Raw genomic sequence first — 24,813 nt, forward strand, 5'->3', positions numbered from 1 at the left:
ATGAAGATTCTTCTACTCCACGATTACGGTACAGCGACGGGAGGGGCTGAACTGCAAATGTTGTCTCTGCGGCAAGGATTGCGCGATCGCGGACACGATGTACGTCTTTTCTCCAGTCGAGTCATACCCGTGTCAGGGAGCCCATTACTCTCTGACTACCATTGCTTTGGCAGCAACACGCGGCTTCAAGTCTTGTCCCAAACTGCTAATGTTTCTGCCTACTTAAACCTGCGTCATGCCTTAAATACTTTTTGCCCTGACATTGTTCATGTTCGCATGTTCATGTGGCAACTTTCGCCACTCATTCTCCCTCTACTCAAATCTGTGCCCTGCCTCTATCAAACAGCAGTCTACAAGGCGATTTGTCCGCTAGGAACTAAAGTTTTACCCGATGGTCAACCTTGCCAGCATACAGCAGGAGTCAGTTGCCTGCAGCACTGTCTGTCACCTCAGGCTTGGGTGCCTTTGATGTTGCAGCGACAGCTTTGGTTACGTTGGAAGGATGCTTTTGACCTGGTTGTCGCCCTCAGTCATGCAATGAAAGCAAAGTTGGAAGCAGAGGGAATTAGACCGGTTGAAGTGGTACACAATGGCGTATCTGAGCGTCCTATGCGATCGCCCCTCACTCACCCTCCGACTGTAGTGTTTGCCGGACGGTTAGTACCAGAAAAAGGGGTGAACGTTCTACTGCAAGCTTTTGCTCAGGCTAGACTGCAAGTGCCCAATGCACGACTGTGGATTGCAGGACAGGGTACTGAAGCAATGAATTTGCAAACCTTGGCGGCACAACTCAAAGTAGAGGATTGTGTAACCTGGCTTGGACATTTACCTCACGCTCAGCTTGAGAAACAATTTGAGCAAGCCTGGGTACAAGTTGTACCTTCTTTGTGGGAAGAACCCTTTGGTAATGTGTCAACCGAGGCAATGATGCGCGGAACGGCAGTAATTGCCAGTGCTGTTGGGGCACAGCCAGAAATTGTCAGCGATGGCACAACGGGCTTTTTAGTGCCACCGGATGACGTTCATGCACTCACTGCTGCACTATTGCGTCTGTTGCAAAATCCATCTCTAGCAGAACAAATGGGACAGGCTGGACGCAAACATGCATTCACTCACTTTAGTGAAAATCGACGCACCGATCGCTTTGTAGAGATTTATCAGCAGATTCAAGCAACAGGAAAGCACTCCCAGGGATTGAATCCATTCAAAGCTATCTCATGAGCATCAAACAAAAAGCGATCAAAGGTGTAGTCTGGTCTGCTATTCAAAGCTGGAGTAGCCAGGCAGGATCACTAATTGTTTTTTTGGTGCTAGCTCGTTTGCTATCCCCTGAAGCCTTCGGGTTAGTCGCGTTGGCCAATATATTTTTGGCATTTATGCAAATCTTCCTAAATCAGGGATTTGCTCAAGTCATTGTGCAACGGCAGAACTTAGAACCAGAACACCTAGATACTGCTTTTTGGACTAATCTTGCAATCGGCATCTTACTCACAGTTCTGGGGTTAACAACTGCTGATCGGGTTGCTGCCTTATTTAATCAGCCTCAGCTCACGCCAATCGTACAAGGATTCTCTCTGCTGTTTTTAGTTACTTCTTTTGGCAACATTCAGCAAGCTTTGTTGGAGCGGAACCTAGCTTTTAGAGCGATCGCCATTCGCTGGCTAGTCGGAACTTTAGCTGGTGGCTGCGTAGGTGTAATCATGGCAGTTTATGGCTTTGGCGTTTGGAGCCTCGTGAGCCAGCAGTTGGTGCAAGACCTGGTTGGCACCTTAATTCTGTGGGTTGCGAGCGATTGGCGACCAAGGTTTAAAGCTTCACTCAAACATTTTCAGCAATTGTGTAGTTTTGGAATCAGTATTTTAGGGTTCAATCTTTTAAATTTTTTAAATACACGAGCAGATGACTTTCTCATCGGTTATTTTTTAGGTTCGGTTGCTTTAGGCTATTACACGATCGCTTATCGAATATTAGGTGTAATGACCCAACTGTTGGTCAATACCAGCAACCAGGTTGCGCTACCAACCTTTTCGCGACTGCAAGAAGAACCTGAGCTTTTCCGTAAAGCATTTTATACCGCGACTCAACTCACTAGTCTAGTTGCTTTTCCTACATTTTTAGGTGTAGCTACCCTTGCACCCGAACTGGTTGTATTACTGTTTGGAAATCAGTGGCTACCTTCAATTTCCGTGCTGCAAATTTTGTGTTTTGCCGGAATGTTGCGGGCAATTAACTTCTTTAAAGGATCTGTGTTTATTGCAATGGGTAAGCCCGCCTGGACACTCTGGTTTGGCTTGTTAAATACAACAGTCAACTTGGTTGGCTTTGCTATATCCGTGCAATGGGGAATTGTTGCAGTTGCCTCTGCCTACGCGATTCGCGGATATTTAATTTTTCCGATCAATCAATGGGCAGTTAGCCGATTAATCAGAACACCAATGCTCACTTATCTCAGTCAGTTTACGGCTCCACTTGTTAGCTCGTTAGTAATGGCAGGTTTTATCTTAGGCTCCAAACAATTACTTCAAAATTCACTCAATTCCCAAGTACTTTTAGTCGTTTGCATTCTGCTCGGAGCAATGGTGTACAGCCTGAGTATCCGATTACTTTCGCCAAAGTTATTTGAAAAGCTGCTGAGTATTCTTCACTTAGCTTTGTCAAAAACAAAGAGCCAAGGGGCTTAGTTAAATTTCGTTAGTTTGCTGCGTAAGTTTTGGTTATATCCATCAGCTACATCCAACACTGAACCTAGTTCTATGACACAGCATCCAATTTTCTCGATTATCATTCCCACCTACGCTCGTCCAGAGCGGTTGACAAACTGTCTGCAGGCGATCGCCCAGCTTGACTACCCAGGAGATCGCTTTGAGGTGATTGTTGTAGACGACGGTAGCCCAACTTCAATGGAGGCGGTAGTTGCTCCCTTTCGCGACCAACTACACCTGACGCTGATTCGACAAGTTAATGCGGGTCCCGCCAAAGCCCGCAATGTGGGTGCAGAACAAGCAAACGGACAGTTCTTAGTTTTTACTGACGACGACTGCGCTCCCGTCCGGGACTGGTTAAAAGCGTTAGAGTCCCGCTTCACCACGACCCCTAGCTGCATCATTGGGGGTCGCACCTTCAACGCTCTGCCCAACAACCTCTACTCCACCGCCAGTCAGGTTCTGATTGATTATTTGTACAAGTACTACAGCGTTGAAGGCGATCGCTCTAGCTTTTTTGCGTCTAACAACATTGCTCTGCCTGCTGACCAGTTTCGGGCGCTGGGTGGCTTTGATACGAGTTTTTCCCTAGCAGCGGGAGAAGATCGAGAATTTTGCGATCGCTGGCTGCATCACGGCTACCTCATGCTTTACGCCCCAGAAGTGCAGGTCTATCATGCTCACAGCCTCACCTTACCCAAGTTTTGGCAACAGCATTTCAACTACGGGCGAGGCGCATTCTGCTTTCACCAGTCCCGCGCTCGACGCAACGTAGAACAAATCAAAGTCGAACCGCTGTCCTTTTACTTAAACCTTTTGACTTATCCGCTATCACAAACCTCTCCACTTCAGGGATTACTAATTTCAGTCTTGTTTCTTCTGTCGCAGCTAGCAAACATTACTGGCTTTCTGTGGGAACGGGCTCAGGTGACCGGAACGCGCCCCGTAGTTATTCCAAACAGGCTGTAAATCTAGCTAAAAGGGGTTTACAACCTACTCATTCACAACAAATTTAGAACTGATTTGGCAACTTCGCTAAAAATTGACCGAAAAACCTTCAGCAGATCGGATATACTGATTGACCAACTGACAATTTGGGCAATCTATCCCTGGACAGATTTTTGCTAAAGGTAATTTCACCCTTATGGAAGACAAGCTAAAAGAGCTGATTGGACAGTCTAACGTCTGGCTTTACATTGAGAGCAGCAAAGGCTGGGTCAAAAATGCGGAGATTTTAGAGGTGGTCAATAAAACGGTCACATTCCGCTACGAGCACGAATCTGAAAGCGAGAAGCGGACTTGGGAAAAGACCACACGGATTAAGAATATCTCCGAAATCGAAGTGAAGCTGTTGTCCCTTCCCAAGGAAGACCTTCAAGTCACCGCGCTGAAAGACAGACTATCTAATCTCCTGGGTCAAGACTAAAATATGACCTCGTAGTAGCGCATCTTCGGTAGCATGGGAGGGCAATCCTTGAAACGGGGCAACTGAGCCAGTCCATGCAGCCATATAAAACCCAGCTACGGGTGCGCTACCACGAAATGGACGCACTGGGGCATGTCAACAACGCCGTCTACCAGCACTATCTAGAACAGGCGGCGATCGAACACTCAGAACACCTGGGGCTTAACCTCGAGCGCTATCGCGAGCTAGGTGGCTGGTTTGTGATGCGACGAGTGGAGCTTGACTATTTGCGTCCGGCGATCGCAGGCGACATCCTCGAAGTCACCACTTGGCTTCAGGAAATGCGCGGTACCCGTGCTATCCGGCGTTATGAGATTCGTAAGCAGGGTAGTGATGACCTATTGCTCAAAGCAGAGGCACTGTGGGTCTGGGTCGATGCGATCGCCATGCGTCCACGCGCAATTCCTGATGTTCTGATTGCCGCTTTTGGGCAACTTGCTCCCGCAGCCAAGGAGTAACCCAATGCAATCCCTAGAAACTTGGCAACACGACTACATCATCAGTAACGGGATTCGGCTGCATTATGTGACTCAGGGGGAAGGTCCGCTGATGCTAATGCTGCACGGCTTTCCTGAATTCTGGTACTCCTGGCGCAAGCAGATTCCCGAGTTTGCTCAAAACTACAAAGTCGTGGCACTCGATCTGCGGGGCTACAATGACAGCGAAAAACCCACGGACCAGTCTGCCTACGTTATGTCTGAGTTTATCAAAGACATAGAAGGCGTGACTCGTGGGCTGGGCTACGATCGCTGTGTGCTAGTGGGGCACGACTGGGGTGGGGCGATCGCCTGGAACTTTGCCTATGCCCATCCTGAATTGGTAGAAAAGCTAATCATTCTGAATCTACCCCATCCCGCCAAGTTTGCTGAAGGTCTACGCACCCCCCAGCAGCTTCTCCGTAGCTCCTACATTTTCTTCTTCCAAATTCCCTGGCTACCCGAACTATTAGTACAAGCCTCCGGCTACCAGATTGTTGCTGCGGCTCTAACTGGAATGGCCGTTAACAAGAGTGCCTTCTCTGACGCAGATTTAGCTGCTTATAAAGAAGCCGCCGCTAAGCCCGGTGCCCTGACCGCCATGATCAACTATTACCGCAATCCATTTCAGCAAGGAATCGTCAACCAGGAATGGGGCGTTTTGGATGTGCCAACTCTGATGATTTGGGGCGAAAACGACACGGCTCTGGGCAAAGAACTGACCTATGGTACGGAAGCCTATGTCAGAGACTTTCAAATCCGCTATATTCCCGACTGTAGCCACTGGGTGCAGCAAGAACGCCCTGACCTAGTAAATCAATACATACGAGAATACCTGGCTAGCTAGTCAGATCTCAGTCATTACTCCCCGTAGGTTGGGTGAAGCAAAGCGTAACCCAAAGAGACCGAGGCGATCGCCTAAACTCACACCGTAGCCTCCGACTTAAATTAGAAGACCCGCAATTAAGCAGGATTCAAAAATCAAAACCACGCCGAAATCGTGGGTCAAATTTGTGTTGCTTACTCGAATTGCAAGAACAACAAAGCGTTTGCAAATTGCTGATGTCGTTGGAACCACCTTTGGCGAGCGGAATAATGTGATCCACCGAAAGTTTGGTGCTAGAACCACAGCTTTTACACTGGTGCTGGTCGCGTTCTAGCACATATTTTCTAACCTCTAACGGAATCGAAATTCGGGACGTTTTACTCATCTTGAAACTAAGAATTTAGAGTTCTGACGTGCTGATGGCGATCGCCCTAATCAACAATAGTTCGCCGAATATCATCAAGCGGTGATTCGGATTGAGAACTTGCTTCATCATTCTCTTCTGAGGAATTAGTCAACTCAGGTTCATCAGGACAAAATTCTAAAGACCATCTAACTTTTCCTTTTTGCCAACCTTGATTTGAACTTAAAACTTCACAATTTATACCTTCACCAAACCATTCTTTAGGCTCGCTAACCCAATTTTGCATCACTTCTAATAACTCTGCTACCTTGAAGGTGGTGTGACGAACCAATACGCTGATACCTTCCTTAGAAGAAATTACCGCACCCCGATCTAATTTTTTGAATTTACTGTTCATTTTCTCTCCACAGATGTTAGTAATAGTTTCTTTTGAAGGTGTATACAACTTTGATCTTTGTTGGGTTACGCTATGCTTCACCCAACCTACTAGAGGACAGTTTGGCGGATGCCGTCTAGAGGAGATTTAGGGACATCCGAGCAAAATTCTATGCTGACTCTGATTTTTCCTTTTTGCCAGTTTCGCTCACCAAATCTCAGGACTTCACAGGACATTCCTTGTGAGAATAGGTGAGCTTCTTCATGAGATAGTAACCGTTGAGCGATCGCCTCTACCAACTCAGCGACTCTCAGAGCTGGTGGTAGATCCAAGTACTGCGAAAGTTCAGCAGATTCTACTGATAAAACTTCGTCACGGTTCAGTAGATCAAAGTTGTCTTGGCGATCGGTTTCTTGCATGAAATTTTATTCCTTGTCTTCAACTATCATTTGACGGATGCTGTCCAAAGGTGATTCTAGCTGAACAGTTTCCGAAATATTGCTTTCATCTTTAGAAGATGAAAGCTCTTCTATATAAAATTCAACCTCGACTTTAATTCTGACTTTTCCTACTTTCCAACTGTCAAAACCGATTTGAAGAATTTTGCACTCCATACCAGAATCGAACCATCTAGCATGGTCATCAGTTTTGTTGTTAGGAGCTAAACGTTTTTGATCAATTTGGATTCCCTTATTTCTAAGTTCACCACTCAAATGGCTTCCCAGCGAACTGGAAAAAGATAAATCTACTGCCTTCCTAAATTTTCCAACTTTGAACGTGGAATCACCAAACGCCAGGACATCATCGTTCCCGCAGTTTCGCTTTTCAAACTTTTCAGTCATGGTCATTCTATCCAATCACAAATAAATGCTTGAAAGGTGAGTGTAGTTGAAGCAAATTTCTCCGGAGAGGGCGTAGCATTCGGGCGAGAATTTCTGGTTCGTTCCAAGGTTTATTTGCCCAATGCTGCGCCCCTACAGGTTGTTGGGCTATGGGGTTGATTCTTCAAATAGCTTTTGATGTTCTGCTTCTGTTGAAGAGACGATCGCCCCATTTGCTTCAGTGGTGACATCAGCTTCAAGTACTTCTGAAACTTCTAATTGAGGAGATAGGTCTGGGATTGGTAGAGGCATGAGCAGATCTGACCTGTTGATTTCTGGTAGCTTTTTGCGATCGAGATGCATAGATTCGAGGCAAGTGTTAATGCCTGCGATCGCCTTGTTGTAGACCGCGATTTTTTGCTCAACTTCGGCTTGTTTGCGGCGATTGGTTTTGAGTTTTTCCTCTGCTTCTTTGTCGAGGATTTGAGAGAGGTAAAGCCGCGCCTGATCATACTGCTGCAAGATTGCTTCTGCCTGCTGGCTTGCGCTGGTTAGTAGGTGATAGTTGAGCGTTTGGTTAATTGTTTGGCGGAAGGTGCGCATTACCGTTTCTTTCACTTTTTGCTCAAAGTCGAGCTTGAGCAGTTGGCGAATGGCGGGTTCAGCTTCAATCATGTTTTGGTAGTCGTAACCCCGGCAAGCCTGTTGCAAGGTTTGGCGCAGTTGCCACATGGAGCAGGTGCCCTCTGTGTAAAACTCGGGACGCTCACGCACATAGCGATCGCACTCCGTCCGGGCTTCGTTTACCACAGCTTTTTTCACTTGCTCCAGCAGCAGATTCAGGTTGCGCTCAATGCTGTCGTCGTTTCCTAGCAGGCGATAGAGGTTGCGGTAATATTCCTGCTGCTTGACGCGATCGGTGAGCCGATGAAAGAAGTTGGTGACGACCTCAACGGCAGATTCGACCAGCACATCTTCTAGCCCGTTTGCCAGGTAGTAGAAAGCCTCGGTCAAAATGCCCAACAGTGGCACAACGGAGTTGCGCTTATGGCTTGCTTGAGCCCGTTTGTGAACTTCGCCCACTGAGAAAGTGTTGAGCAATTCGTCTAGACGGCTAACCATTTTGGCTTTGAGCTTGAGGAAATCGCGCTCCAGGACAGAGTTGCTGTCGCTGGCGATCGCCTCATTCACTTCCCGCTCAATGTCTTGCTGGAACGCATCTCCAACCTGCTTTAGCTCCTTGCTAAGTTGCCTGAGTTCCTGTTCCTTAATTGCCTCAATGTCTTGCGGTTGGCTTTCCAATTCTCGCCAGGTTTCCAGGTAAGACTTCCGCAAACTAATACAGAGCGGCTGCAGGTCGTCTGCCAGGTTTGCCAGCAGCAGAGGGCGCTTTTCTTCGGTCAGGTAACGAGTTACTGCGGTGCGAAATTCTTCGATGCCACTGTCTAGAATCAGTTGCTCAATCAGCGGATCTCCCTGTTCGCTGAGAATTCGCACATAGTTTTCGTTGGGCGATTCGTAGCTTTTGACATCAATGCGGAAGCGATCGGCGGGTAGCTTGCCAGAACTGGCGCAATAGCGGTTAAACTCGCTGACAAATTGCGGTGTTTCTTCGTGTGCGTTAGTGTCCTGAACGTTCTTAGCAAAGAGGGTATCTAGTCCAAAGCGATCGCCCCTTCCTGCTGCTTTAATTTGACTGCCGTAGAAGCCCAACAGTCCGCTAGTTTTGCAAACGCGGCTAGAATCGCGGAACTGTTCTTGGATCAAGTTATCGAGCCGTTGCCGCAGTTGGGTGTTGTACCAGGTTTCATCGACGCGGTTGAAGACGTAGAAGAGGCGATCGCGAATACCGGGATTAGAACGAGTTCGTTCTAGCAGATCGGTTTCTTCAGTGGTCATATCGCCTGCCGACGCGGGTTTCAGTACACAGACAACGGCGGACGTATCTGAGTCTTCAATTTTGCGATAGGTTAAGTCAGCATCACGCTTGACGGGGGCATCAATTCCCGGGGTGTCAATTAGAATGTTGCCGTCTTTGAGCAAATCATGGTGACAGTAATATTCCACCCGCTTTAGTACAGCACTGTTGCTGCCTCGACGGGCATAGCTAGCGGCTTCCTGAAGCGTCGAGAAGTTGAAATGCTCCATTGAATAGGTCGTGTTGCTGACCGTATTAATGTGGTCGCGGTTGTTGAGCAATCGCTTCGATCAGAAAATGGAGAGCGCTGGCTTGTTTCGCCCGTTCTGACTTACTCTCTCCACCTTCCTGGTGAATGATTTCCCGGCATTTTCGCCGCAGCAGATCCACCACTTCCATTTGATTGACGTTCACCGATGCAGTCAGTCCTAATCGCTGACAGAGGACGCTTGCCTGCTCTCGAATTTCTGCCTCACTCAGGAAGGTCAACACCACCCGCTCTTTGCCTGGTTCTGCATAAGCAATCTGACATTCGGTGCCAGTAGCGTGCCCTTCAGCGCTGTAGAGCAATTCTCGCTCCAGCAAAGCGTTGATCAGCATCGATTTTCCGGCGCTAAATGCTCCCGCGAACACGATCTCAAAAGTGGGGGCGATCGCCTTTCTTAAGGACGTATGAATCGCGGTCGTGTTTTGTTGCGATCGCAGCGAAGGTTCCTGGTTGAGCAATTGCAACAGTGCATCAACTTGCTCTTGCAGACTTTGGCAGGAGGGCAATTCGTCCATCGGTAGTGGAGTCCTTATGTGGGAAATGCTTGACGATAAAGAGGGATACCTTGCCCAGCATTCCCACTCCACATTTCAAGATTGAAGTGGTGGTACGGATTTCAACCCATACTGATAGAAAATTTCAGACCTCGCAGCTAGCTGAGTACTCTAAACTTGCCGCAGTACAACAGCAAACTCATGACAATACAGCTTTAATTCGAGCTAACAATTCACTGGTGTTGAAAGGTTTAGTGATGTAGTCGTTTGCACCTGCTTCTAGCCCCCAGGTTTTGTCAATGTCCTGGTCTTTGGCTGAGAGAATTACAATTGGCACATTAGAAAAGGCCCGAATGCGCCAGCAGACCTCCATGCCGCCGACTTCTGGCAGCATCAGGTCAAGCAAAATCACATCGGGAACTTGCTTATGAAACTGCTTAATTGCGGTTGCTCCGTCTGAGGCAGTTGTAACGTCATAGCCTTCTTTTCGTAAAGCGTAGCTGAGGCTATCTCTTAAAGGAGCTTCATCATCTACGATTAATACGTGTGGCATGGTTCAGATGAGTTTTTAACTTTTGTATCCTCTCTGACATTTTATCCTTAATGGTAGTTGTCACCTGCTTCTAAGGTAGTGACCATTTTGTTCCTGAGCGGCTACAGCCAAGCTATTGAGCTCGGAGGTCTGCCATCAACAGATTGATCCGCTCTGCCACATCCGCTTTTCCTTCTGGGTCAGCATTATGCAAAAAAATATCGAGAACAAACCAGCGGCAAAGAGCAGGGTCAATTTGTACCAGGTTAAGCATGACTGCGTTTAAAACTTCTGTCACCAGGTCATCAGGAAGCCGGCGAATTTCGTCGCAGATGGCGATCGCTTCTTCAGTTTTCTGGGTTTCTCTTGCCGCCACCATTACCTTAACCACTGCATTAACCAGCTTGCCTAAGTCATTTTCCAAATCGTTCATGTTTTGAGAACTGTTAATAATCGCTAAGTTGATCAAATTCAAAATAAATTTATGTAAGAAGGCGGAAACACGGCACACCACGCTTCCGCCTTCACCATAATTTTTTCGTGAATCCTAACACGGGAGTTGAAACAGTTTCCACAGCAATAAACCCCTTATCCTCCCTTTTCCGTGGAAAGAGCTGTACTAGTGAAAACAGAAAGAAACGGCATCTATCTTTTGGCAGAGATGTTTCTTCCTGTTCCTGCCCGATAATATTTGAGGAGTGAGACTTGCCCGACAAGTCTTTATTTCTCCGCGCTCAACAGTGATCAGACAAGAAATGTCATTGATGTTACCGAACCAATCGAAGAACTGGAAAAGTGTCTTAGTAGGAACGCTTTCCAGTTAGCATGGGTCATTGTTGTAACCTCACGTTTCAACCTCAGGTGCATTAATCTCCTTGCTACTCTCACTTAATTTGCCTCACGTCTTAATAAGGATTAAGCCATGCCGACCGTGACAGCCAACAGTGACACTGACAATCTTGACCCCAAGCAACTTTTAAGAGTGCTGACTGAGGTAAAGAAAGGAAACTTTTCGGTAAGAATGCCTAATGACCAAACGGGCATTTCTGGAAAGATTTCTGACACGCTGAATGAAATCATAGAAATGAATCAGCGCATGGCTCAGGAGTTGGAGCATGTCAGTACGGTAGTGGGCAAAGAGGGCAAGATTGACCAGCGAGCTTCTTTGGGCAATGCCACAGGTTCCTGGACAGCGTGTGTTGAGTCGGTCAATACCTTAATTACTGACCTGGTGCAGCCTATGGAGGAAACCACCCGTGTAATCCGGGCGGTTGCTAGTGGTGACTTGTCACAGTCGATCGCCACTGAAATTGAGGGACGACCGCTGCGAGGTGAATTCCTACAAACCGCGCAAATCGTCAACACGATGGTGGGGCAGCTCAATTCCTTTGCCTCTGAGGTGACGAAGGTAGCTAGAGAGGTGGGCACTGAAGGAAAACTCGGTGTACAGGCAGAAGTGGAAGGCGTTGCCGGAACCTGGAAAGACCTGACCGACAGTGTGAACTCAATGGCAGGCAGCTTGACCGCGCAGGTGCGGAATATTGCCGAAGTCACGACGGCGATCGCCAACGGTGACCTCTCCAAGAAAATCACCGTAAATGTGAAAGGCGAAATCTTAGAGCTGAAAGACACGATCAATGTGATGGTGGACCAGCTCAACTCCTTTGCCTCTGAGGTAACGCGGGTCGCGCGAGAAGTTGGTACAGAAGGGAAACTCGGCGTACAGGCAGAAGTCCGAGGGGTAGCTGGAACCTGGAAAGATTTGACCGATTCCGTCAACTTCATGGCGGGCAGCTTGACGGCGCAGGTGCGGAATATTGCTGAAGTCACGACGGCGATCGCGAACGGCGACCTCTCCAAGAAAATCACAGTAGATGTGAAAGGCGAAATTCTGGAGCTAAAAGACACGATCAACGTGATGGTCGATCAGCTCAACTCCTTTGCCTCGGAGGTAACGCGGGTCGCGCGAGAAGTAGGAACGGAAGGGAAACTCGGTGTACAGGCAGATGTAAAAGGTGTCGCCGGAACCTGGAAAGACCTCACCGATTCGGTGAACTCGATGGCAGGCAGCTTGACGGCGCAAGTACGAAACATTGCGGAAGTCACGACAGCGGTGGCAAACGGCGACCTGTCGAAGAAAATCACCGTGGATGTGAAGGGCGAGATTCTGGAGCTAAAAGACACGATCAATGTGATGGTGGATCAGCTCAACTCCTTTGCCTCGGAGGTAACCCGGGTCGCGCGAGAAGTGGGAACGGAAGGGAAACTGGGTGTACAAGCAGAAGTCCGAGGCGTAGCCGGAACCTGGAAAGACCTGACCGACAGTGTGAACTCAATGGCGGGCAGTTTGACGGCGCAGGTGCGAAATATTGCCGAAGTCACGACAGCGATCGCGAACGGCGACCTGTCCAAGAAAATTACTGTTCAGGTCAAAGGCGAAATTCTTGAACTGAAGGACACGATTAACACGATGGTCGATCAGTTAAGCGGCTTTGCCTCAGAGGTAACGCGGGTGGCGCGAGAGGTGGGTTCAGAAGGCAAGCTGGGTGTGCAGGCAGACGTGCGCGGTGTAGCCGGAACCTGGAAAGACCTCACCGACTCCGTCAACTTTATGGCAGGCAGCTTGACGGCGCAGGTGCGGAACATCGCCGAAGTCACGACAGCGGTGGCGAACGGCGACCTGTCCAAGAAAATCACCGTCGATGTGAAAGGTGAGATTCTTGAACTGAAAAACACGATCAACATCATGGTTGATCAGTTAAACTCCTTCGCCTCTGAGGTAACGCGGGTGGCGCGAGAGGTGGGAACAGAAGGAAAACTGGGTGTGCAAGCCGAAGTCCGAGGAGTAGCCGGAACCTGGAAAGACCTCACCGACTCGGTGAACTCGATGGCGGGCAGCTTGACCGCGCAAGTGCGGAACATCGCCGAAGTCACGACAGCGGTGGCGAACGGCGACCTGTCGAAGAAAATCACGGTGGATGTAAAGGGCGAAATCCTCGAGCTGAAAAACACGATCAACACGATGGTGGATCAGTTGAGCGGCTTTGCTTCTGAGGTAACCAGGGTGGCGCGCGAGGTAGGTTCAGAAGGCAAGCTGGGTGTGCAAGCCTATGTGCGCGGTGTAGCGGGTATCTGGAAAGACCTGACTGACTCCGTGAACTTCATGGCAGGCAGCTTAACAGCGCAGGTACGAAACATCGCCGAAGTGACCAAAGCGGTGGCGAACGGCGACCTGTCGAAGAAAATTACGGTGGATGTAAAGGGCGAAATCCTCGAACTGAAAAACACGATCAATACGATGGTGGATCAGTTAAATTCCTTTGCCTCTGAGGTAACGCGGGTGGCAAAAGAGGTAGGCACGGAGGGAATTCTGGGCGGTCAGGCAGATGTGCGCGGTGTAGCCGGAACCTGGAAAGACCTGACCGACTCGGTGAACTCAATGGCAGGCAACCTCACCGCCCAAGTGCGAGGCATTGCGAAAGTCGTGACGGCGGTGGCAAACGGCGACCTGAAGCGAAAGCTAATGCTGGAGGCGAAGGGCGAGATCGAAACCCTGGCAGACACAATCAACGAGATGATCGATACGCTGGCGACCTTCGCTGACCAGGTAACGACGGTGGCGCGGGAAGTAGGGATTGAAGGAAAACTGGGTGGTCAGGCAAAGGTTCCTGGTGCGGCAGGTACGTGGCGCGACCTGACCGACAACGTGAACGAACTGGCGGCAAACTTGACCACACAGGTGAGAGCGATCGCCGAAGTAGCAACTGCTGTGACCAAGGGCGACTTAACCCGGTCGATTTCCGTTGCTGCAGAAGGCGAGGTGGCGATCCTCAAAGACAACATCAACCAGATGATCGCCAACCTGCGCGAGACGACGCAGAAAAACACCGAGCAAGACTGGCTCAAGACCAACCTGGCTAAGTTCACCCGCATGTTGCAGGGGCAACGCGACCTGGAAACAGTGTCCAAGCTAATTCTGTCGGAACTAGCTCCCCTGGTATCGGCGCAGCACGGCGTATTCTACTTGATGGACGGTGGCGAACAGCAAGAAGCTTGCCTGAAGCTGCTCAGCACCTACGCTTACCGAGAGCGCAAGCATCTAGCCAATCGCTTCCACCTGGGTGAAGGACTGGTGGGTCAGTGCGCTTTAGAAAAAGAGCGGATCTTGATTACCGAAGTACCTCATGACTACGTCAAGATCAGTTCGGGTTTAGGGGAAGCTTCACCGCTGAATCTGGTGGTTCTGCCCGTTCTATTTGAAGGGCAGGTAACGGCTGTAATTGAGCTAGCTTCCTTCCGCCGCTTCAGCGAAATTCACCTCACTTTCTTTGACCAACTCACCGAAAGTATTGCGATCGTACTCAACACGATCGCCGCCAGCATGAGAACGGAGGAACTGCTGAAGCAGTCCCAATCTCTGACCGAAGAACTCCAGAGCCAGCAAAAGGAGCTAACCGACACCAACAAGCGACTAGAGCAACAGGCTCAGTCACTCAAGGCATCGGAAGAACTGCTGAAGAGCCAGCAAGAACAGCTTCAGCAAACCAATGAGGAGCTAGAAGAAAAAGCTGAACTGCTGGTGCTGCAAAACCGCGAAGTGGAGCGTAAAAACAGCGAGATTGAACAGGCTCGACAATCTTTAGAGGAAAAAGCTGAACAGCTTGCCATGACCTCAAAGTACAAGTCTGAGTTCTTGGCTAATATGTCCCACGAGTTACGCACACCGTTAAACAGTCTGCTGATTTTGGCGCGGCTGCTGACTGAGAACAATGACGGCAACCTCACCAGCAAACAGGTTGATTATGCCCGCACCATCTACTCTTCTGGAAACGACCTACTTGGCTTAATTAACGATATTCTCGACCTAGCAAAAATTGAATCTGGCACCATGTCAGTGGATGTCAGCCAGATTCACTTTAACGATCTGCGCGACCAGATTGAGCGAACTTTTCGACAAGTGGCCCAGGACAAAAAGCTAGAGTTTTCGATTGAATTCGCCGAAAACTTACCTTCGGCACTTTACACCGATCCTAAGCGACTCTTGCAAGTATTGAAGAACCTGCTGTCTAACGCCTTCAAATTTACTGAGCAAGGGCAGGTGTGTCTACGGGTTGGGGTAGTGACTCAAGGCTGGAGTTCTCAGCGATCGCCCCTTTCTAGAGCTAACTCAGTAATTGCCTTCTCAGTTACCGACACCGGCATTGGCATTGCCCCTGAAAAGCAACGCCTGATCTTTGAGGCCTTCCAGCAGGCAGATGGCACAACCAGCCGCAAGTATGGCGGCACAGGGTTGGGGCTATCGATTAGCCGAGAAATTGCTCAGATGCTAGGCGGAGAAATTGCTCTAGTCAGCCAGCCGGAGCAGGGCAGCACATTCACCCTCTATTTACCCCAGACCTATGTAAGCCCAGAGGACAAGCCCCAAGACCCCATCACCAGAACCCTCAGAAACGCTGAGTTGGTAACCACTTCTATCAGCTCTAGCGGACTAACAAGCCTATCGCTCTCCGGCACAAGTAGCTTGCCTGCCGCCGATATCGAAGACGATCGAGGCAACATCGAACCGGGCGATCGCGTTCTCCTGGTGATTGAAGACGACCTCAACTTTGCCCGAATTTTACTCGACATGGCGCGATCGCAGGGCTTTAAGGGCATTGCCGCTAGCCGTAGCGATGTGGGACTGATGCTCGCGAAAGAGTTTAAGCCCGCTGCGATCATGCTCGACATTCGTCTGCCTGTAATGGACGGCTGGACGGTACTCGATCGGCTAAAGCGTGACCCTGAGACTCGCCATATCCCCGTTCACATGATGTCGGTCGAGGAAGGGAAGCACAAGAGCTTGAAGCTAGGGGCGATCGCCTACCTGCAAAAGCCTGTCAGCAGTGAATCTCTGTCAAATGCGCTGACCGACATCAAGAGCTTCATTGATCGTCCAGTCAAGCATCTGTTGCTGATCGAAGCCGATGAAATGCAGCGGCACAGTATCGTAGACCTGATTGGCAACAGTGACGTTAGCACGACCGCCGTCAGCAGCGGCTCTGCTGCCATCGAAGCACTGCAATCAGGGCACTTTGACTGCATCGTGCTAGACATGGGCTTGCCCGACATCTCCGGTCTAGAACTGCTGGAGCAAATTCGCCGTGAAGCCCCTAACGCCAATTTGCCCATCGTTATCTACGTCGGCAAAGAACTGTCCGCGCAAGAGGAAATTCAACTTCAGCAACTTGCCGAAACGACCGTCGTGCGAGAAGTCCGCACCCCCGAACGGTTGCTCGATGAAACGTCTCTATTTCTGCACCGAATTCAAGCAAACCTGCCTGCCCCCAAGCGGCAGATGCTAGAGCAGTTGCAGAAGTCTGACCCCATCCTCGCCAACAAAAAGGTGCTGATTGTAGATGACGACATCCGCAACATCTTTGCCCTAACCAGCGTGCTAGAGCGCTATCAAATGCAAATCATTCATGCTGAGAATGGGCGAGATGGCATTGCGCTGCTGCAATCTATGTCAGATGTTGACCTGGTGTTGATGGACGTGATGATGCCTGAAATGGACGGTTACGAAACCATGCAGGCAATTCGTCAGGAAGAGCGTTTCAATGATCTTCCGATCATTGCCCTGACGGCAAAGGCGATGATGGGCGATCGCGAGAAATGCATTGAAGCGGGCGCATCTGACTACATCACCAAACCCGTCAACACGGATCAACTGCTGTCGCTGCTGCGAGTTTGGCTGTATCGGTAGGGACGAAGATGGCGATCGCAGGCTAATTTTGTAGGGGCGGTTCGCGAACCGCCCCTACCGAGGTTTGTGGCTCATAAAAGTGAGAAATTGCTGTGAATTGGGTATCAGATTAGTGGACAAAGCTTCGTTAAAGCTTTGAGATCTGCCAATGAACCTCTAAGGTTCACAAACGAAGCTTAGAGTCTAATGAATGAACTTGGAGCTTCGCCGATGAAGCTTTGGAACTCGTGAATGAATCTTAGAGCCTCGCTAATGGAGCTTTGAGGTTGGCGAATAAATCCCTCATGTTCACCAACGAATTCTTAAGCTGCGTGAATGAATTTCAGAGCTTCGCGAGTAAATCTTTGAGCCTCACGAACAAATCTTTAACCCTGACCGATTAAACTTTGAGTTTAGCGAGTGAATCTTTAAGCTTGGTGAATGAGTCTTCTAATTTGTTGAGTAATTGAGGTGGGTTGGCGAGTCCTTTGACACAATGTCCTACCGTTTTGCATCCCCAATCCCTGATCGCTAGCCCCCAATTTCCAAAACTGGCGTAAGTTCATGCAGTCTGAAACCCAAGTCAATATTCTCCTGGCAGATGACGAACCGGAAAACTTAATCGCGCTAGAAGCTGTGTTAGAAGGGTTGGGGCAAAACCTGGTTAAAGCCAATTCGGGCGAAGACGTTTTGCGATACCTGCTCTATCAGGATTTTGCGGTAATTTTGCTGGACGTGCAGATGCCCAAGCTGGATGGATTTGAGACGGCGATGATGATTCGCCAGAGAGAGCGATCGCACCATACCCCAATCATTTTCCTCACGGCCTTTAGCACCAGCGATAGCCTCATGTGCAAAGGCTATTCTCTGGGGGCCGTAGACTATTTGTTTAAACCGATTGACCCGGTCATCCTGAGTTCTAAGGTGTCCGTCTTTGTAGACCTCTACAAGAAAACGTTAGAAGTCCAGCGCCAGGGCTTAGAACTAGCAGCCATCAATGCCGAACTGCGGCAGAGCGAAGAGCGATTTCGCACGCTCAGCGCTTGCTCTCCGGTTGGCATCTTCCTCACCGACATAGAGGGGCACTGCACCTACGCCAACCCCCGCTGTCAAGAAATTTGTGGCTTTAACCTGCAAGATAACTCCAATCAAGGCTGGCTAGACTTTGTCCACCCCGAAGATCAGGAAAGGGCGATCGCCAACTGGCTGACTCATCTCCGAGACGGACATGAATATTCAGATGAATTTCGGTTGCAGCGACAGGACAGTACTTGCTGGGTGCATCTTCGCTCCTCTCCCATGCTTTCCAATGTGGATACCTTAGTTGGACACGTCGGCACCCTAGAAGACATCACTGAGCGCAAACAAGCCGAAACCGCCCGTGCCCAGATCATCCAAGAGCAGGTCGCCCGTCGCGAAGCAGAAACCGCCAATCGGCTAAAGGATGAATTTCTAGCAGTGCTTTCCCACGAACTTCGCACTCCCCTAAACGCCATCCTGGGCTGGTCACGTCTGTTGCTAACCAAGGACTTTGATGCAGAAAAAACCCTCCGCGCTTTAGAAACTATCGAGCGCAACGCCAAATCTCAGGCAGAGTTAGTCGAAGACATTCTAGATGTTTCCTTAATCATTCAAGGGAAACTGCGTCTTCAACCTCAGCCCATTGACCTGATTCAGCTCATTACAAGCGTGCTAGATTCCCTTCACCCCATTGCTGAATCTAAGTCAATCCAGTTTGAAACTGAGTTTGATGCAACTGCTGCAAATACCGCGGGAGACTCAGGACGGTTGCGGCAAATCTTACGAAATCTGCTGTCTAATGCGATCAAATTCTCACCAGAAGACGGCAAGATCAGAGTTCGTCTGACCAAACAGCAAGATGACGAAAAAAGCTTTGCTCAGATTCAAGTGATCGATCACGGCATCGGCATTGAACCCGATTTTTTGCCCTATGTATTCGATCGCTTCCGTCAAGCAGACAGCAGCACTACCCGCTCTTATAGCGGCTTAGGCTTAGGACTGGCGATCGTCCGCCATCTCACTGAGCTACACGACGGTACCGTTCAAGCTGAAAGCGCAGGCGAAGGCAAGGGAGCAACATTCACCGTTAACCTGCCGCTCCTCGAACAGCCAACCTAGCTCACATCGTAGATTGCGTGGATGGGTCAGCAATAGCGTAAATGCATCACTCTTTTCTTCGTGCGTTACGCTGTCGCTAACGCACCCTACCAAAACTGGAAAGGTGAAACGGATTGAAGTTTGTGTCCGTGTCGTAGTAATCTTCCCGTTCCTGTTGCTTAAGCCAACTCGTGAGCCAATAAGTTGCGGGAGTAAAGAGAATTTCCACGCCGCACTTAAACAAATAGTTTGAAACAATCAGCGTCAGCAGCAGACTATTGGGAACCACGTTGGTGAAGGCAACTAGGATAAAAATGGTGGTGTCTACGAGCTGCCCGATCAGCGTAGAACTGATAGTTCTCACCCAAAGCTGTCTGCCACCCGTGAGAATCTTGAGCTTTGCCAAAATGAAAGAGTTAGAAAACTCACCTGCAAAGTAAGCCACTAGACTGGCAGCTACAATGCGAGGAGTCAACCCTAAAATTTTCTCGTAAGCTTCCTGGTTAGTCCACTCTGCGGCAGGCGGCAATGCCCCTACCACAATTAAAGTGATAGACAATAGCAAGGCTGAGATAAAGCCGAGCCAGATTACTTTGCGCGATCGCCCATAGCCATAAACTTCTGTCAGCACATCGCCAAAGATGTAACTTAGCGGAAACAAAATCGTCCCGCCATCGAAGGTGAATGGACCCAGGTTGACAATTTTGGTAGACGTAATATTTGAAATCAGCAACACCGTCACAAACAAAGCAGTGATGGTGTCTAGATGCTTAAATGACTTGGACACAATGCTGATAATTCTCGCTAGATAGGATGCTCAGCTATTGTAATAGACCTGTTGAAACATATTGCCTGCTGTAAGGGCGAACGTCTGTTCGCCCCTACCGCTAAACTCAGGCAACGACCTGTTTGAGGTGATCTGCTAGACGAATCGCTAAGGCTGCTAACGTCAGTGTTGGGTTGGCTGCTGGGGAAGTGGGAAAGACTGACAGGTCACAGGCATAGAGGTTGTCATAGCTGAGAAATTTCAGATCGGTATCCACCACTCCACTGTTATCAGCACCCATTCGCAGTGTGCCGACTTCATGGGCAACGCCACCCAGTCCAGCTTGCTTTAAGTCCAAGTTGTTGTCGGGTAGTGGTACACCACCTAACGTAGCAATCACCTGATCTTTCAACGCATTTGCTTCACCTAAGAAGCGATCGCTCTCTGGGCTAAGCTGCATCTGCACCACAGGTTTGACAAAAGACGGTCCCGTTTGTTGAACGGTGTTCGTCTCCATCAGTGGCACATTAAATAGAAACACCAGTTCACACAGCATCATGTTATTTCTCAACATTTGCTGTTGTACGAGAATGTCATCGTCCACATAGCGCCCCTGGTTAAAGTCTGCTCCTAGCTCTAGCACCATGTTGAAAGCGTGCTGATTCGCTGAAATAGACTTGTGTTGTGACAGGATTTTGCTGGAGTCGATAGCGCTAAAGAAAGGTGAGTTTGCAGGAACAGCAAAGTGAGTGAAATAAATCGGGTGGTCAGTGATTCCCACGCCAATCTTGCCGTTGGGGTCGAGTAGTCCGCTGAGTTGAGCAATCTTAGTGCTCTCTATGGTGCCTGCTGACAGCACCACAGTTTTAGATTGGTAGGTGCGATATTTCTGAGCAATCAGGTCATAGGCGACTACTCCCGTTACTGAAGTTCCGGTGGTTTGTAGCTCCACGACGGCATGATTCAGGTTAATCGAAAGGTTGTCATCACCAGCAGGATTATCCGTTAGCTTTGACTCCATCAACAGGTCAGCAGTAGAAAACATGCCGTTGGGAATCAGGCTACCGTTGCTGTACTGCACCGCCATTGGCGCATCAAAGTGATTGAAATCAGGAAATTGAGTCCGCAGCGATCGCTTCACCTGTTGATGATAGTTTGAGGGAGCCTGCGGAACGCGGTTCATCAGATCTTCAGCCCGCTGATAACCACTGTCTTCCAGATACCATTTGATTTGGGTTGGCCACTGATCCATTTCCCAGGACAGCATTCGGGGAATTAGCCCGCCCCAAAAGAGCGATCGCCCACCCAGGTTAAACGCCTGCCCACCAATGAAGTTAGAACCGGGTGCGTTGGCATAGTTGTCAACTTTAAACTCATCATAGAGTCCCCAAACGTGTTTATCAAACTGCCCTACGCGATGTTGGCGGGGCAAGTTTGCCACATGGCTAGGAAACAGATAGCTGCCTGCTTCCAGCACCAGTACCTTCATCCCTAGATCAGAAAGCTGGTCTGCCAGAATGCCACCGCCGATGCCAGAACCGACGACGATCACATCAAATAGGTCTGTCTCATTTAAATTGGGCTGAAAAAACAACTGCTGCACATGAGAGTTTTCCACTACCATTTCCTGACGGGGTGGAAAGGTAACTTGTGCTTCGGTGTAGATGTAATTACCGCCCAGCATAGGCGCTAGAAACAAGTTAGGCTGATTCATCCAGTAAGTTTGTTCCAGCACAAACTTAAAAGTCATGCCGCCACCGTAACGAGCTTCGGGCAGATCAAATCGCCACTCATCATTCTCATAGATGCCGGGAATATCTTGATCCCAGCCATCCACATTGTTGCGTAAGGTAATTTGCAGGTCAGGACGGTAGTTGATGGTTTGAAACCGAATTTGAAACATGGGGCTTTTGTCCACTAAAGTTTATGCAGCATCAACTAAAACAGCCGAGGGCATAGGGAAGCGTTGGAGTTGCGTTTGCCGATTCTCAACTCTCAATTGCTTGTAGTGGAAACGCAGTGCTGTTTCATCCTTCCGGAATATTGCGGGAAGGAAATGTCAGCGATCGCTAGGAAAGACGAGGGAAAGTTTAACCGTCCGCCAAGGGTACAGCCTGCACTTTCAGATCCACGCAGTTGCACCTTAAGATAGAGGTTTATATTTTTCTATCCCAGTGCAACTTCCTGATACCTTTCAGTCTGTTCCATCGAAATTAGAGCTTGATTCTGCTTCAGACCATCCCAACATTGATGCTGTTTTAGAGCAGTTCAATCATTTTGGCGTGCAGCTTGGCTTAGAGCGGATTCAGCGCCTACTGGCAGATCTAGGCAATCCTCATCAGCAAGTACCCATCATTCATGTCGCTGGCTCAAATGGCAAAGGCTCGGTTTGCGCCTATCTTTCCTCGATTTTGACAGAGGCAGGCTACCGGGTTGGGCGCTATACGTCTCCTCATTTGGTGAGTTGGAATGAGCGGATTTGTTTGAATGAAGCGCCAATCTCCGTCGCCGATTTACACCATTTACTGTTGCAGGTGATTGCTGCAATCCAGGAGCCGGAGGAATCCCCGACTCAATTTGAAGTGATTACGGCTGCGGCGTGGCTCTATTTTGCTCAGCAGCAGGTTGATGTTGCGGTAATGGAAGTTGGTTTGGGTGGGCGATTGGATGCAACGAATGTGTGCGATCGCCCCCTCGTCAGTGTGATCACGTCCCTCAGCCGCGAACACTGGCAGCGTCTCGGACCCACCCTGGCAGACATTTCTCGCGAAAAAGCAGGCATCCTCAAACCCAACTGCCCCGCTGTCATCGCCCCCCTGCCCACCGAAGCCGAACCTGTGATCAAACAGCGCCTCGCTGAACTTAACTGCCCTACTGTCTACCCTCCAGCCGCGCAACTTTTCACCCCTGGTTGGGCTCTCTACCCCAACCCCCAATCCCCTTTACCTCTCAAATTCCCCCTACCCCTGCCCGGTGCCCATCAACTGATCAATTCTGCTCTGGCGATCGCCACCGTCCAAAGTCTTCAGCAGCAAGGTTGGGAGATCTCGGAAGCAGCAATCGTCAGCGGCATGTCCAAAACGCAGTGGCCGGGACGGCTCCAGTGGATTACCTGGCAAGATCAGCCTGTATTAATTGATGGGGCTCACAACCCAGCAGCGGCGATCGCCCTGCGACACTACATCGACAACAGCGAAAAAGTGCGCCAGCCAATCCATTGGGTAATAGGAATGCTCACCACGAAGGATCATGCCGATGTGTTTAAGGCGTTGCTGAGAGGAGGCGATCGCCTCTACCTGGTGCCTGTCCCCGACCACCTTTCAGCGGAACCGGAAGCACTGGCAAAACTAGCATTGGAAATTTGTCCCGACCTGGCAAGTTGTGAAGTGTATGAGGACGCGATCGCTGGACTTCAAGCCGCAACAAAAACCGGGGCAACAGAATCTTTTACTCCGGTTTTGTGCGGTTCGCTTTATTTGATTGGGCATTTCTTTCGAAATGCTGCTAAGAGCGATTTTTAGCGATCGTTCCATTCCGACTCGGCATCAGCGATCGCCTGCTCAACCGTTTTTTGGTCGAGCATAGCAGCCTGCAAATTGTCGTAAACGATGCCTTGCAGTTTCTTCACATCTTTAATCTGCGGTAGCAACACCTGAGCATCTTCCATCTGGCTGGCGCTCACCACCCGTGCCCGATCGGGAGGAGTCACCTCAGCAGGCAGATCGGTGAAGTAGCCATCTTTCAGTGCTTCAACCGTTGAAGGCAGGACGTTTGCAGCTTTTGCGAAAGCAAGCTGATTTTCATTGTTAGTCACAAACAACGCAAACTTGACGGCGGCATCTGGCTGATCGGTCGATTGCGGAATCACCAGGTTCATCACCGCAACACTCTTTGCTCCGGTTGAACCCGTGATTTGAGGAGCTACACCCGATACCTTAGCGATCGCAGGTGCATTCGTAGCCACTGTTTCTAAGAAGTGAGGGCTAGAAGACAGAAGCGCCACTTCTCCCGACTGATAGAGTTCGATCGCCCGCCGATGTCCCTGAGTCAACACCTCTCTGGGTAGCAGTCCGTCCTTGTACAAATCCACCCAGTACTGAAAAGCTGCCAGACCTTCGGGAGTGTTAAATGCAGCCTGCCCTTCCTCATCCACAAGCTGAACGCCCATCTGAGCAAACGACTGCAACACCTCGGCAGAATCTTCCGGTACAAACGTCACAAAGAAAGCATACTTGCCCGTTTCGTCTTTGACCGCGCGAGCGACCTCTGCCAGATTTTCGTAAGTCGAAACTTGCTCCCACTCCGTATCTTCTGCCGCCGGAAGCGGAATGCCAGCCTGTTCTAAAAGCTGCTGGTTGTAGATCGTAACGCTCGTGGTGAGATACCAGGGAATGCCAAAGCTTTTGCCGTCCAGCGTACCCGCTTCCCAGATCTTGGGCAAATATTGCTGCTGCTGCTCGGGTGAAATCTTGTCTCCCAAATCTAACCAGGCATTTAACCCAGCCAGTTGAGCTGCGAAATCAGGGTTTAGATTCACCACATCAGGCGCAGTGCCCGCAGAAACAGCAGTAAGAATTTTGCTTTGCATATCTGCCCAGGGCACATCCACCCAACGCACCTTTGTCTCCGGATTTTCTGACTCAAAGGTAGCAATAAGCTGGTTGAAATAGTCGGTAAACTCTGGCTGAAGCTGCATTGTCCAAAATTCAACTTCTTGAGTGCCCGATTCGGCTTCTGAATTAGTTGGTCCTGCGCTGCAACTGACCATCCAGCTTAGCAGCAGCCCTAGCAGGGCAAAGATGCCCAACCGTTTCCATTTGCTGATTCTTCTCATGTTCCCACCCACCGCGACGAATTCGAGTCCAGGATGCTGACCTAGAGCTACAGGTTAAAGGTTATAGGATACAGCTCTATGTCTCCGATTTCCTACCTCCTGTTCTCAATTTGCTTTTTTGAGGGAAATGGG

Annotated in this window: 19 protein-coding genes and 1 pseudogene; 10 read left to right on the forward strand and 10 right to left on the reverse strand. The window is 49.6% G+C overall.

Annotated elements, in window-relative coordinates:
• From H6F88_RS25445 to H6F88_RS25470, 6 genes are all read left to right on the forward strand, one after another.
• On the forward strand, positions 1-1,221 hold the full coding sequence (locus H6F88_RS25445; RefSeq protein ID WP_190645609.1) for a glycosyltransferase family 4 protein: 1,221 nt from the start codon (positions 1-3) through the stop codon (positions 1,219-1,221).
• Positions 1,218-2,681, forward strand: coding sequence for an MOP flippase family protein (locus H6F88_RS25450; protein WP_190645610.1), 1,464 nt, complete (start codon positions 1,218-1,220; stop codon positions 2,679-2,681). Before H6F88_RS25445 ends, H6F88_RS25450 begins: the two co-directional genes overlap by 4 nt.
• Positions 2,682-2,753: 72 nt before the next feature.
• Positions 2,754-3,671 (forward strand): glycosyltransferase, encoded by a 918-nt coding sequence (locus tag H6F88_RS25455; protein WP_190645611.1) that lies wholly within the window; start codon positions 2,754-2,756, stop codon positions 3,669-3,671.
• Positions 3,672-3,846: 175 nt separating this feature from the next.
• Positions 3,847-4,128 (forward strand): DUF6679 family protein, encoded by a 282-nt coding sequence (locus H6F88_RS25460; RefSeq protein WP_190645612.1) that lies wholly within the window; start codon positions 3,847-3,849, stop codon positions 4,126-4,128.
• A 74-nt stretch (positions 4,129-4,202) separates the two neighbouring features.
• Positions 4,203-4,625: a thioesterase family protein gene (locus H6F88_RS25465; RefSeq protein WP_190645613.1), complete on the forward strand. Its 423-nt coding sequence runs from the start codon at positions 4,203-4,205 to the stop codon at positions 4,623-4,625.
• 4 nt (positions 4,626-4,629) lie between these two features.
• Positions 4,630-5,490, forward strand: a complete 861-nt coding sequence (locus H6F88_RS25470) for an alpha/beta hydrolase (protein WP_190645614.1) — start codon at positions 4,630-4,632, stop codon at positions 5,488-5,490.
• A gap of 127 nt (positions 5,491-5,617) precedes the next feature.
• On the opposite strand, the gene H6F88_RS25475 is transcribed toward H6F88_RS25470, so the two are convergent.
• From H6F88_RS25475 to H6F88_RS25490, 4 genes are all read right to left on the reverse strand, one after another.
• Positions 5,618-5,854 carry an HNH endonuclease gene (locus H6F88_RS25475; protein ID WP_190645615.1) on the reverse strand — a complete coding sequence of 79 codons (237 nt, stop codon included), beginning with the start codon at positions 5,852-5,854 and terminating at the stop codon, positions 5,618-5,620.
• A 46-nt stretch (positions 5,855-5,900) separates the two neighbouring features.
• Positions 5,901-6,230, reverse strand: a complete 330-nt coding sequence (locus H6F88_RS25480) for a KGK domain-containing protein (RefSeq protein ID WP_190645616.1) — start codon at positions 6,228-6,230, stop codon at positions 5,901-5,903.
• Between the two features lie 89 nt (positions 6,231-6,319).
• Entirely contained in the window at positions 6,320-6,628 is a 309-nt protein-coding gene (locus H6F88_RS25485; RefSeq protein WP_190645617.1) for a KGK domain-containing protein, read from the reverse strand.
• A gap of 6 nt (positions 6,629-6,634) precedes the next feature.
• Entirely contained in the window at positions 6,635-7,051 is a 417-nt protein-coding gene (locus tag H6F88_RS25490) for a KGK domain-containing protein (RefSeq protein ID WP_190645618.1), read from the reverse strand.
• A 36-nt stretch (positions 7,052-7,087) separates the two neighbouring features.
• On the opposite strand from H6F88_RS25490, the gene H6F88_RS34175 reads away from it, so the two are divergent.
• Entirely contained in the window at positions 7,088-7,210 is a 123-nt protein-coding gene (locus H6F88_RS34175) for a hypothetical protein (RefSeq protein WP_277882233.1), read from the forward strand.
• Here the strand turns inward: H6F88_RS34175 and H6F88_RS25495 are convergent.
• From H6F88_RS25495 to H6F88_RS25505, 3 genes and pseudogenes are all read right to left on the reverse strand, one after another.
• A pseudogene (locus H6F88_RS25495) lies at positions 7,199-9,731 on the reverse strand (dynamin family protein). The gene H6F88_RS34175 and the pseudogene H6F88_RS25495 sit on opposite strands and share 12 nt — an antisense overlap.
• A gap of 178 nt (positions 9,732-9,909) precedes the next feature.
• A complete protein-coding gene (locus H6F88_RS25500; RefSeq protein ID WP_190645619.1) occupies positions 9,910-10,263 on the reverse strand; it encodes a response regulator in 354 nt (117 codons plus the stop codon).
• 112 nt (positions 10,264-10,375) lie between these two features.
• On the reverse strand, positions 10,376-10,675 hold the full coding sequence (locus H6F88_RS25505) for a hypothetical protein (RefSeq protein ID WP_190645620.1): 300 nt from the start codon (positions 10,673-10,675) through the stop codon (positions 10,376-10,378).
• Positions 10,676-11,164: 489 nt separating this feature from the next.
• Here H6F88_RS25505 and H6F88_RS25510 point away from each other — a divergent pair, with 489 nt between their 5' ends.
• Complete coding sequence (locus tag H6F88_RS25510) at positions 11,165-16,984, forward strand: HAMP domain-containing protein (RefSeq protein WP_190645621.1); 5,820 nt, start codon at positions 11,165-11,167, stop codon at positions 16,982-16,984.
• A gap of 543 nt (positions 16,985-17,527) precedes the next feature.
• Positions 17,528-19,102: an ATP-binding protein gene (locus tag H6F88_RS25515; RefSeq protein ID WP_190645622.1), complete on the forward strand. Its 1,575-nt coding sequence runs from the start codon at positions 17,528-17,530 to the stop codon at positions 19,100-19,102.
• A gap of 76 nt (positions 19,103-19,178) precedes the next feature.
• On the opposite strand, the gene H6F88_RS25520 is transcribed toward H6F88_RS25515, so the two are convergent.
• Together H6F88_RS25520 and H6F88_RS25525 are read right to left on the reverse strand one after the other, a co-directional pair.
• Entirely contained in the window at positions 19,179-19,868 is a 690-nt protein-coding gene (locus H6F88_RS25520) for a queuosine precursor transporter (protein ID WP_190645623.1), read from the reverse strand.
• Positions 19,869-19,974: 106 nt separating this feature from the next.
• Positions 19,975-21,750 carry a GMC oxidoreductase gene (locus H6F88_RS25525; RefSeq protein WP_190645624.1) on the reverse strand — a complete coding sequence of 592 codons (1,776 nt, stop codon included), beginning with the start codon at positions 21,748-21,750 and terminating at the stop codon, positions 19,975-19,977.
• 343 nt (positions 21,751-22,093) lie between these two features.
• Between H6F88_RS25525 and H6F88_RS25530 the strand changes: the two genes are divergently transcribed.
• On the forward strand, positions 22,094-23,368 hold the full coding sequence (locus H6F88_RS25530) for a folylpolyglutamate synthase/dihydrofolate synthase family protein (protein ID WP_347277743.1): 1,275 nt from the start codon (positions 22,094-22,096) through the stop codon (positions 23,366-23,368).
• On the opposite strand, the gene H6F88_RS25535 is transcribed toward H6F88_RS25530, so the two are convergent.
• Positions 23,365-24,681, reverse strand: coding sequence for a sugar ABC transporter substrate-binding protein (locus H6F88_RS25535; RefSeq protein WP_190645626.1), 1,317 nt, complete (start codon positions 24,679-24,681; stop codon positions 23,365-23,367). The two genes, H6F88_RS25530 and H6F88_RS25535, sit on opposite strands and share 4 nt — an antisense overlap.
• Positions 24,682-24,813 lie beyond the last annotated feature (132 nt).

Origin of the sequence: Oculatella sp. FACHB-28 (assembly GCF_014696015.1) — a bacterium.
Lineage (GTDB): Bacteria > Cyanobacteriota > Cyanobacteriia > Elainellales > Elainellaceae > JAAUTN01.

Coding starts and splice junctions, on each gene's coding strand:
- H6F88_RS25470 (WP_190645614.1), top strand. CDS start 4,630: ATGCAATCCCTAGAAACTTGGCAACACGACTACATCATCAGTAACGGG.
- H6F88_RS25525 (WP_190645624.1), bottom strand. CDS start 21,750: ATGTTTCAAATTCGGTTTCAAACCATCAACTACCGTCCTGACCTGCAA.
- H6F88_RS25515 (WP_190645622.1), top strand. CDS start 17,528: ATGCAGTCTGAAACCCAAGTCAATATTCTCCTGGCAGATGACGAACCG.
- H6F88_RS25490 (WP_190645618.1), bottom strand. CDS start 7,051: ATGACTGAAAAGTTTGAAAAGCGAAACTGCGGGAACGATGATGTCCTG.
- H6F88_RS25450 (WP_190645610.1), top strand. CDS start 1,218: ATGAGCATCAAACAAAAAGCGATCAAAGGTGTAGTCTGGTCTGCTATT.
- H6F88_RS25475 (WP_190645615.1), bottom strand. CDS start 5,854: ATGAGTAAAACGTCCCGAATTTCGATTCCGTTAGAGGTTAGAAAATAT.
- H6F88_RS25480 (WP_190645616.1), bottom strand. CDS start 6,230: ATGAACAGTAAATTCAAAAAATTAGATCGGGGTGCGGTAATTTCTTCT.
- H6F88_RS25455 (WP_190645611.1), top strand. CDS start 2,754: ATGACACAGCATCCAATTTTCTCGATTATCATTCCCACCTACGCTCGT.
- H6F88_RS25465 (WP_190645613.1), top strand. CDS start 4,203: ATGCAGCCATATAAAACCCAGCTACGGGTGCGCTACCACGAAATGGAC.
- H6F88_RS25505 (WP_190645620.1), bottom strand. CDS start 10,675: ATGAACGATTTGGAAAATGACTTAGGCAAGCTGGTTAATGCAGTGGTT.
- H6F88_RS25445 (WP_190645609.1), top strand. CDS start 1: ATGAAGATTCTTCTACTCCACGATTACGGTACAGCGACGGGAGGGGCT.
- H6F88_RS25460 (WP_190645612.1), top strand. CDS start 3,847: ATGGAAGACAAGCTAAAAGAGCTGATTGGACAGTCTAACGTCTGGCTT.
- H6F88_RS25535 (WP_190645626.1), bottom strand. CDS start 24,681: ATGAGAAGAATCAGCAAATGGAAACGGTTGGGCATCTTTGCCCTGCTA.
- H6F88_RS25500 (WP_190645619.1), bottom strand. CDS start 10,263: ATGCCACACGTATTAATCGTAGATGATGAAGCTCCTTTAAGAGATAGC.
- H6F88_RS25510 (WP_190645621.1), top strand. CDS start 11,165: ATGCCGACCGTGACAGCCAACAGTGACACTGACAATCTTGACCCCAAG.
- H6F88_RS25485 (WP_190645617.1), bottom strand. CDS start 6,628: ATGCAAGAAACCGATCGCCAAGACAACTTTGATCTACTGAACCGTGAC.